Source organism: Acinetobacter stercoris (assembly GCF_900323515.1).
GTDB classification, from domain to species: Bacteria; Pseudomonadota; Gammaproteobacteria; order Pseudomonadales; family Moraxellaceae; genus Acinetobacter; species Acinetobacter stercoris.
Genome location: NZ_OOGT01000157.1, coordinates 1 through 9,686, shown reverse-complemented (window position 1 = coordinate 9,686; position 9,686 = coordinate 1). Strand labels below are relative to the sequence as shown.

Genomic DNA, 9,686 nt, shown 5'->3' with positions numbered 1-9,686 from the left:
ATTTTTTAGTTAGATAATAAATAGTGCCACTCAAAATGATAACACTATGTTATATGCGGTTTATCCCCCATATAGAACATGAAAAATGCGGAAAGTTGTCCCCAAGAATACATTATCCTAAAGAAGCGGAGCCTAACTTGTATATATTTCTGTATAATTCACATGAGCTACTTACTGATACTTGGTCACATTTTTGCGAAGATGATGTCGGTTTAAAGTTCGAGTTTTTCTGGCCCCTATTATTTACACAACCTTGCAATAACTGGCATCCGCTTTTTCAGGATTTACTCCTTTTTGTCCAAAATAAAATTTATTTAAATCCTCCTGACCAAGACTCATCTTTTAATCAAGGCAATGCCTTACAAACGCCATCCACCATTTAAAACACATCGAATATCAATTTCTCAAATTTGGTTTTCTTTATTTCTTAATCTACAATTTTTCTTCATATTTCAATCAATTTGAGTAAAGCTACTTACAAGGAATATAAATACTTTTTAGTATTATTCGCTAGAATCAAGGGAAATTGCTATATACCTGAAATAATGTTTTCAATTATATTTCAATTTTAAAATATCAAAATCCACTCAGGTTTATCTTGATTAAAAGATTTTTGACATGAGTTCGACAGGAAGAATGAAAATTTATGCAATGTCCTAAATGTGGTTCAACAGAAATTGAAAAAAGGGATCATGAAGAAAAACCACTTAAAAAAGTGGGCGGTATTCTTTTAACTTCAGCTGGAGCGACTGCTGGTACTGTCGGTGGCGCTGCATCTGGAGCATCAGTTGGTGCTGCCATTGGTACAGTAGCTGGACCTCTTGGCGTTATTGTAGGGGGAACGATCGGTACTTTTGTCGGGGCAATAAGTATCGGGATCACAGGAGGAGTTTTGGGTAATCGCTTTGGTAAAAAAGCGGGAGTCATCGTAGACAAGAACCTTTTCTTTGACTATCTCTGCCTAAAATGTAATCACCGCTTCAATGTAAAATAATTTTAAATCTGATCGAAAGTGTGTGGATGATTCACTTTCGATCCATATCTACCTAAAATACCTGTAATTTTTTTACAATGTTACCCAAACGTTTGCCTTGTTCTTCACACAAGATTTTTTCATCCTGACTTAAACTCAGGTCATGCCGCGTACCACTCACATGACTCGCACCATAAGGTGTCCCGCCTGTTTTAGTGTTAGATAATGCTGGTGTAGCATTACTTAGTCCCATGATGATCATCCCATGGTGGAACAATGGAGGAAGCATACTCAATAAAGTGCTTTCCTGCCCTCCATGCATAGATCCTGATGATGTGAATACACATGCAGGTTTGTTATGTAATGCTCCATTTAACCAAAGACTGGTCGTTTGGTCCCAAAAATACTTCATTTCAGACGCCATATTTCCAAAGCGTGTTGGTGAACCTAGTGCAAGACCAGAACAATTTGCCAAATCATCAAGAGTACAGTAAATATCACCTTCGTCCGGGATACTCGGCGCTGCCTGTGTAACAACAGTCGCAAGATTTGGAACAGTTCGTATTTTTACCGATATGCCAGATGACTCAATACCATCTGCCATCAAGTGCGCCATTTCTTTTGTTGAACCATATTTGCTGTAATATAAAACGAGTACGTAAGGTTGCATATTTTTTTGAATAACGATTAAAAAGAAAACTATACGGTATTTTTTGCATTTTTTGGTTAAGCTATTCAATCAAAATGTAATAAAGATCATTAAAAAGATTTGAGTCTAGCCCTTTATGATAGATTTAGTTAAAAAATTACCCTTCTACGAACAAAACTGGTTTCAATTTATCTTATTTGTTTTAAGACGCTTTGAAGCTGATCGCTGTCGTGATCAATCTGCGTCTTTGACCTATACGACCTTATTTGCTGTTGTTCCCATGCTGACAGTTTTTTTGGTGATCATCTCATCAATCAAGGCACTTGAGCCAGCTCGCCAACAACTGCAACAAATGATTTATAGTAATTTTTTACCCAAATCTAGCATTGCTTTCGATAAAGCACTGAATGCCTTTACAGAAAAATCCAGCAACCTCACTGTTATCGGTATCTTATTTCTGTTTATCACCACTGTCATGATGCTTACCAGTATCGAAACTGTTTTTAACCGTATCTGGCGAGTACAAGAAACACGTAATGGCATTATCGGGTTTATGCGTTACTGGACGATTATTTCTCTTGGTCCTATTTTATTGGGCAGTGCTTTTGTTATTTCATCAACTTTGGCTTCAATGAATATTCTGAGCAATAATTTTGCAGGATATGAACTGGATGGAGCTTTTTTACTTTGGATGGTTTCCTTTGCACTGAGTATTCTAGGTTTTTTTATACTGTACTGGACAATTCCAAATCGTACTGTTCCTGCAAAAGCAGCAGCAATTGCTGCGATATTCGGTGCAACAACCTTTGAACTACTCAAAAACCTGTTTGGTTTTGTCATGGCAAACTTTACCAGCTATACCATAGTCTATGGTGCATTTGCCGCGATTCCCATTTTTCTTTTATGGATTTATCTGTCTTGGAATATCGTACTATTAGGTGTAGAAATCAGTTATGCCATTACCGCATTTCACACAGGCAAGATCCAAACACGCCACCCTGTATTGATGCTATTGGATATTCTGGAGCTTTTCTATAAAAAACAGAAGGTTGGTCAGTCTGTAACAGATGCTGAGGCACTAGACATATTGGGCCGTGGCGAAATAGGACGCTGGCCATCTTATGTTTTAATGCTCGAAAAACAAAATCTGGTCAAACGTACTGAAAATAATGAATATGTACTGGTACGAAATCTGGATACTGTAGACTTCTGGTCATTTTACAAAAAACTTTCCTACCCTTTACCACGGCGTGAGGATGTCGGGAATATCCATCCTGATGACATCTGGATGCAACGCATTGGTCCAGCATTGGTTGATTCCGATGATTATTTGGCTGCTAAACTATCCATTCCGCTTTCAACTATTTTTGAGGAAAAATAGCCTCTAAAAAGTAATTGTTATTTTGTCTTTGAGTTGAATAGGATCGATTATCTCGATCATTTCTGGTTTAACCTGCCGGGTTGATAACCACTGCGTGTCATCAACCCGCTCAAAATACCCAGAGTGAACAGTGTACAAATATCCCCGACGACTCCAATCGAGCTCCGTTCGAAACAATGTCAAGTAAGGTTCACCATTGTGCAAAGCAATATTAAAACGGGCACTTGAGTCCACCCCCGTCATTGATAATGCGAAAAACTCAGCAATTCTTCTATTTTCAATCGCATAGATGCCATTCAGATTATCCACCCCAGCATCCCCTACTGCCTGCTGAGGCATTAATATTTTTAACTTTTTCCTTGAACCATGATAGAGAAATTTTGGCTTAGACACATTCATAACCTGATTAAATCAACGTAAAGCTAACTACATCTAAACGTAAGTCGTTACCTTGTTCAAGATCTGATATGTGAAACCTGCCAAGTACTTTTCCAGCAAATCAATGCACCTAAAGTGACCAGACATGTCCCAATCCAAAAACCCTGTTCTGGCTGAAAGCCCAAGATCATCATGGATAATAATGAAGAAAATATTGGAATAAAATACGTTGCCAAAATCAATAACTTAATATTGCCAAACTGAAGACTATAGTTCCAGTTATTATATGAAATCCCGATGAGCCCACCAATCAATACGATTGCCAAGCCTAAAGAAAAGTCAGGAACAATAAACGTTTCATGACTTATAAAATGAATGATCCACAACATTAACGTTGCAATAAGAAAAAATAAGGGCACGGCGTTATGTCCCTCTGCATATTTTTTCGTAAATACGTTATAACAAGGCCATACAACCGCCCCGATCAAGGCAAAAGCATAAGCAACAGGGTTTTGTGACAACACCTGATGCATTTTCTTTAAATTCAATATGTCTGGATTAACAACCAATAACAAGCCAAAAACAGAAATAAAAAATCCAAGAATAACGCTATAACGATAATTTAACTGCTTTGCCAATATCGACATCACGATCGTTAGTGGTGGCCATAAGTAATTGATCATCGCAATAATCATGACCTGTTCATGGCTTTTAGATAAAGCTACAGAGCATAAAAATAAAATTTCATAGCTGACAAATAACGCTCCGCAACCCCATAAATATTTTTTGGGCATTTGCTTTATTTTTGGAAATCCGCTCAAACATAAAATGCAGATTGCACTAAAACTATAAATTAAGGCAATTCCTGAAATTGGCGTCAGTGCTTCCGTTATCAACTTAACTACTGCGACCAAACTTGCCCAGATAAGAATCGAAGATAACCCAATCAAGGTCGCTTTATTTGATGGATTCTGCATGATGAAATCTTTGTCTAATCCAACGGTGTAAGCTCACAATCATCACCCCAAGCATGACCATAATAGTGCCAAAAATAAAACTATGTTCAATACGCTCGCCTAAAAATAACACACTGAAAATAATACCAAAAATAGGGGTTAAAAATGAAAAAACACCTAGTTGGGCAGCCAGATAATTACGTAATAGCCAGAACCAGATTAAAAGGCTGACAAAAGACATGAGTACAGTATGAAAAGCCAAGCTACCTATCGCAAGCATAGTCCAATGGATTGTTGCCTGATGAGTTAAAATCGCTATGGGCAATAAAAATACAAAACCACCAAGCAATTGATAAAAAAGTGTTTGAGTTGAATGTACTTCGGATAATTTGGTTAGTCTCAAAGTAATCGTCGTCAGTGCCCAAGATATACCTGCTAGTAATGCCATGACATCACCTAATAGCATGCTGGACAAATCCGTTCTGGAACTGCTTTCCTTACCTAAAAAAGTCACCACAATTCCCAAAAATGCGATCAATATTCCAAGCCATTGAATATTCGTCAATCTTTCAGATGCCAGTCTCCAGTTTAATCCTAAGGCCACAAAAATAGGTGCTGTATAGAGTAATACAACAGTATGTGCAGCGGTCGTTAGTTTTAAAGCTTCAGCAACCAGGATAAATTCAATCGAAAATAAAATAGCCACCAACACCCCAGGAATCAGAAACTCTTTTGAAAACAGTTTTGTCCCAGGTAACAGTTTGATCAAAGGGAAAACCATGATTAAAGACAGTCCTGAGCGTAATGCAATTTGCATAATCGGGGAAATATCTGCTGCTGCCAATTTCAGGACAATTTGTTGAAGTCCCCACACCATACAAATAAAGACCATTAAACCTGATGCCTTAGCATCAAGTACCTTCCGCTCGCCCACGGTTTAAAACCTTATCAAAACAGGATGGATTCACTATAATCTTGTCTAATTTAAAAGATATACTTTAAAACAGACAATACATCTTATTTTTCAGGCAATTTATCACATGAAACGGAATTCCAGATCAAGTCTGAACTATCAACAGATTGCAACCTATGACGACATTCCCGCAGCACTCTGGTTTCGTGTCTCGGATGCACCTGCTGAATCAATCTATCCTCAACACGCACATGCATGGGGTGAATTTATTTATTCATTTAACGGTGTGCTAGAAGTCAATATTGATCAAATCAATTACTTAACACCTCCACCATATGGTCTATGGCTTCCACCAAATCTCAAGCACAGTGGTCTAAACCGCACTCAGGTTACCCATTGCACACTATATGTACATGAAAATTTATGTCAGGATCTTCCCCAGCATGCAGGTATTTTAATGACCAATGCTTTTGTGCCTGCAATTCTGGAGCATTTAAGGTGTTCTACACTCCCCGATCATGAACCTGAACATCTTCGTATCTTGCAAGTTTTACTTGATCAGCTCAAGTATGCCCAAATCCTCGGAAGTTACTTGCCATCAAGCAAACATCCTGCCTTGATTGAAATTTTAGATTTTTTTCATCAACATCCAGATGACAGTACATCCTTAAAAGACTTAGCCAGACAACTCAATATGACTGAGCGGACATTGGCTAGATATAGTCAAAAGGAACTTGGTATGTCACTCAATGAATGGCGTCAACGGCTAAAAGTCATGAATGCGATGTCTATGCTCAATACCAATAAAACTGTAGAGAGCATTGCACTAGATCTAGGCTATGCCAATTCTTCAGCTTTTATTAGCATGTTTAAGCGCTGGATGAACTTGACACCGGATCAATTCAGAAAATTATATAAATCTTGAAATATGATATTACTGAGCAAAAAGCGCTTTAGTATATTCTGCAGCATTAACGCTGCGTGATCCATCCTGATTAAAATAACGATCTGTGTGACATCTTTGCTCTTTTGTATCGCAGAAAATCCCATTCGAAAAGGTAAATTGTGTAGTATCAAACTTGCCTTGAGAAAAAATCTTATTTGCCTGAGTATCACCTAAATATTTGGCAGTCAGCTCCTTGGACACCCCTTGAGAGTTAGCACAAATATATTGATCACAGAGCACATTCCGCTCAGGGTTTTCAAGTGAAAGCGAACTGGTTGAATTGGAGAAACTTTGACATCCCGCCAATACTGTCAGCATACATGACATCAAAAGCAGCTTCTGCATTTTCATACTCCAAATATGTCCGACTGGATGTCAGATCTTGTGTAAAATATACACTGTAAAATAAAAAAACGGACTTTATCGTGTTAAAAGTCCGTTTGTTCATTGTAAAGAAATTATTTTACAAAGGTCTTCCAGATAAAGTCCTGAGTTTGACCATTCAAAGTTAAGGTCAATTGATCACCAGAAGCCAATGCAGCAACACCCGCAGGTGTTCCTGTCATAACAACATCACCAGGCTCTAAAGAGAAAACCTGACTAATATCCGCCAATAAATAACCAATATTAAAAATCAGTAATGACGTATCACCTTTCTGACGTAGCTGATCATTCACCTTAAACTCAAAAGTGATAGCATCCCAAGATTTGACTTCACTTGTAGCCACCCAGTCGCCAAGTACACATGAACCATCAAATGCCTTAGAGCGCTCCCATGGCTGCCCCTTTTTCTTGAGGTCATCTTGTAAGTCACGTAAGGTCAAGTCCAGTCCCAACGTCACTGCACCAATTGCTTGCAAAGCTTTTTCCGGATCAGATTCAGCCTTGAGTGGTTGATCTATACGTAAAGTCAGTTCACACTCATGATGACAATTGCCCCATGCAGGATTCCATGAAATTCCTTCTTCCAGCGCAATCAGACTACTGGGAGGTTTAATAAACAAGACAGGACGATCAGGAATAGCATTACCTAATTCTTTAGCGTGGTCGGCATAACTGCGACCTACGCAGACAATTTTTGATGGACGTGTACTCATAATCTTCCTTTCTTATTTAATCATTTAAAAATATAAAGTTCCAGCTTTAGTTTTATACACTTTCATATTCTCACTCAATGAGAATATTTTATAAATCATGTAAAAGTTACTTTTTAAATGTATTTTCAAACAAGGTCTGTTCCGATACAGAAGCAAACGCTCGTTTGGGAACAATGATGACTGTACGATTCTTCAATTCGATCATATAAGTCAACTTACCAGTGACAAAATTTTTCACATCTACATATTGAAAACCTTGTTTTGGACGACCACTAGAAAATAATTCTGCATGATCCTGATATAATTCTATACCTTGTTCACTCTTACCAAATTGATATTTTATAAATTGACGTTTAAACATCGTTGGTAAAAACCAAAAACGCATTAAAATCTGTAAAATCAGGAAAAAAACACCTAGAGCAACATAATATTTACCCACACCCGTAAGCCCGAGATAAAAGCCCCAAATCACAATCCCAATACTGACCAGAGGTGTTAAAAAGCGGCTAATTTGCTTCTTTCCAAAAGTTGCAAGGGCAAAACCATCTTGAGATTCTTCTAAATTTAAAAAATAACGTAGGGATAATGCAGGCTTACTGTCTGACATAATGTGTTCAACATATCTATTTCAACATGCCAAGATATTACACCAGATTAAAGATTTTCTTTACCGTTTTATCGTATTTTACACAACACCTCTATTTTTCAGAGCGTATCCAATTTACAAATATTCAAGTCATCCAATTAGGGAAAAATGGGATATACCTTGATTAAAACTCAATCAATATGGAGAATATTTTTCACAAGAAAGCTCTAAAAACAATAGAACTTTTCTCATATCTCGTCATGATTTTGAGATATTTTTAATGATTGCCCGAATAAAAACAAAAGGAATTGCAATGAACCCCTTAACGATTATCCCACTGGTAATATTTTTAGGTTTTGCCCAGCAGCAAAGTTCCGCCAAGATCGTAGCATGGAATGAAAATATTCCAAGCAGTCTGAAACCATTTCAAAATAATGTCCAGACTTTGGCAAACCTAACGCAAGATAATATTCTGATCTATGCACAAATACCGCAAAAAACCTCTATCCCAACATTAAAAACCAACTCAGCACCTACTGTAAAATTTACCTCTTCAGCGATTCTCATACCTGCAAATACACAAGAAGTGCAAAAGCTTTTGCTTGACTATCAACATTATGTTGGACTATTTCCAACCCTTAAAACAGCGAAAATAACAGAACAAACGGCGAATATTTCCCAAGTCAAATATAAAGTTTCTATCCCAACACCTATTCCTGTTTTAAACTTTAATGAGAACGTCACAATACAACATCAACTAGGTCAAAATAGCCTTGCAAGCCTGGTGATTGATGCCCCAATCCCATATGCTGTAGGAAAGTTCGAATGGTTTCGAGTAAATGACCAAAAAACATTGCTCACCCTGACACAATGGGGGGACTTGAATCAGCCGAAAGGCTTTATTTTCTCAAAGATATTAAACGCTATTCCTGAAGTTAAACTTGGCATTCCAAGTGGAAGTAATGCTTTTATTTTAGAATCAATAAAACGTAAATTTTCAAATAATAAAGTCAATAATTTACAACCAGGGCAATTCCCTGTTCTTGCTCTCAATGCAGAACAATTAGAAAAGATTTTAGAACTCAGCCGAACAACCAGTCATCCGTTCAGTTTTGTTTTACCACAAACAAGCGTCCCCTACACACATGGGCGCGAAAAAATGCGTTTTAGCACCACTTATCAATATTTTCCCCAATCGAATCAACAACTACAAAAATGGTTAAAACCATCTTCCTATCAAAGTATTTTTCCCCGTCAAATCAAAAAGGTCACACTAGCTGATGTAAATACTCAAGAACAAGATGCAGCTTTTAAAGTAAGTGTTGGTTTAGGTGTGCTGAATATTCCTTTTGATTTTAAAATGCACTTTAACTACCCAAATGCGAATGAAAATATATTTTATGCCAATGGCGGTGACTTGAAATATCTAAAAGGTCAAACTCAACTTATCCCGAATAATACAGGGACACTCTTAAAAATGACCAGTGCAGTAAAAATAGATGAAAAAGCACCATTTTTACTCAGATCTATGCGTAGCCTACCTTACCATGATATGTTGCCAGCATTAGGTGCAAATGCAGTATTTGTTCAAAAAACTCAAAAGCTGAAATAAAAAGTTCATGATCCAGAAGTAAACTTTTCATAAAAAAGCATTGTAATAACTAAATTTAATCAAGATAACTTTTCAAAAAATGGGTTCGGATCAAATGAGGTGCCCGATATAGCTCTGTTCTGTATAACTACCGAGAAATTCAGCAAAAATTTAAAAATGTCATACAGTAGATAATTTCATCTAGCTGCCCAAGAT

The 9,686-nt window shown here is 37.2% G+C and carries 11 protein-coding genes; 4 read left to right on the top strand and 7 right to left on the bottom strand.

Translation table 11 applies throughout. The features are described 5' to 3' along the window. Positions 1 to 646: 646 nt before the first annotated feature. A complete protein-coding gene (locus tag KPC_RS14475) occupies positions 647 to 994 on the top strand; it encodes a hypothetical protein (RefSeq protein WP_121975067.1) in 348 nt (115 codons plus the stop codon). A 52-nt stretch (positions 995 to 1,046) separates the two neighbouring features. Here the strand turns inward: KPC_RS14475 and wrbA are convergent, their stop codons facing one another. Continuing rightward, positions 1,047 to 1,643, bottom strand: coding sequence for an NAD(P)H:quinone oxidoreductase (gene wrbA / locus KPC_RS14470; protein ID WP_121975066.1), 597 nt, complete (start codon positions 1,641 to 1,643; stop codon positions 1,047 to 1,049). Between the two features lie 115 nt (positions 1,644 to 1,758). Between wrbA and KPC_RS14465 the strand changes: the two genes are divergently transcribed. Further along, complete coding sequence (locus tag KPC_RS14465) at positions 1,759 to 3,003, top strand: YihY family inner membrane protein (protein ID WP_121975065.1); 1,245 nt, start codon at positions 1,759 to 1,761, stop codon at positions 3,001 to 3,003. A gap of 3 nt (positions 3,004 to 3,006) precedes the next feature. On the opposite strand, the gene KPC_RS14460 is transcribed toward KPC_RS14465, so the two are convergent. The 3 genes from KPC_RS14460 to KPC_RS14450 all read right to left on the bottom strand — a co-directional run bounded on the left by KPC_RS14460 (position 3,007) and on the right by KPC_RS14450 (position 5,271). Beyond that, positions 3,007 to 3,396, bottom strand: coding sequence for a hypothetical protein (locus tag KPC_RS14460; protein ID WP_146196647.1), 390 nt, complete (start codon positions 3,394 to 3,396; stop codon positions 3,007 to 3,009). 62 nt (positions 3,397 to 3,458) lie between these two features. Next, positions 3,459 to 4,358, bottom strand: a complete 900-nt coding sequence (gene yddG / locus KPC_RS14455; RefSeq protein WP_121975063.1) for an aromatic amino acid DMT transporter YddG — start codon at positions 4,356 to 4,358, stop codon at positions 3,459 to 3,461. Further along, positions 4,339 to 5,271: a DMT family transporter gene (locus KPC_RS14450; RefSeq protein WP_121975062.1), complete on the bottom strand. Its 933-nt coding sequence runs from the start codon at positions 5,269 to 5,271 to the stop codon at positions 4,339 to 4,341. The genes yddG and KPC_RS14450 overlap by 20 nt, the downstream gene beginning before the upstream one ends. A gap of 106 nt (positions 5,272 to 5,377) precedes the next feature. Between KPC_RS14450 and KPC_RS14445 the strand changes: the two genes are divergently transcribed. Then, complete coding sequence (locus tag KPC_RS14445; protein ID WP_121975061.1) at positions 5,378 to 6,175, top strand: AraC family transcriptional regulator; 798 nt, start codon at positions 5,378 to 5,380, stop codon at positions 6,173 to 6,175. Between the two features lie 9 nt (positions 6,176 to 6,184). Here the strand turns inward: KPC_RS14445 and KPC_RS14440 are convergent, their stop codons facing one another. The 3 genes from KPC_RS14440 to KPC_RS14430 all read right to left on the bottom strand — a co-directional run bounded on the left by KPC_RS14440 (position 6,185) and on the right by KPC_RS14430 (position 7,900). Then, a complete protein-coding gene (locus KPC_RS14440; protein WP_121975060.1) occupies positions 6,185 to 6,541 on the bottom strand; it encodes a YcgJ family protein in 357 nt (118 codons plus the stop codon). A gap of 113 nt (positions 6,542 to 6,654) precedes the next feature. After that, a complete protein-coding gene (locus tag KPC_RS14435) occupies positions 6,655 to 7,293 on the bottom strand; it encodes a fumarylacetoacetate hydrolase family protein (RefSeq protein WP_121975059.1) in 639 nt (212 codons plus the stop codon). 106 nt (positions 7,294 to 7,399) lie between these two features. Further along, entirely contained in the window at positions 7,400 to 7,900 is a 501-nt protein-coding gene (locus KPC_RS14430) for a YcxB family protein (protein ID WP_121975058.1), read from the bottom strand. A 292-nt stretch (positions 7,901 to 8,192) separates the two neighbouring features. On the opposite strand from KPC_RS14430, the gene KPC_RS14425 reads away from it, so the two are divergent. Next, positions 8,193 to 9,491: an SRPBCC family protein gene (locus tag KPC_RS14425; RefSeq protein WP_121975069.1), complete on the top strand. Its 1,299-nt coding sequence runs from the start codon at positions 8,193 to 8,195 to the stop codon at positions 9,489 to 9,491. The last annotated feature ends 195 nt before the right edge of the window (positions 9,492 to 9,686 follow it).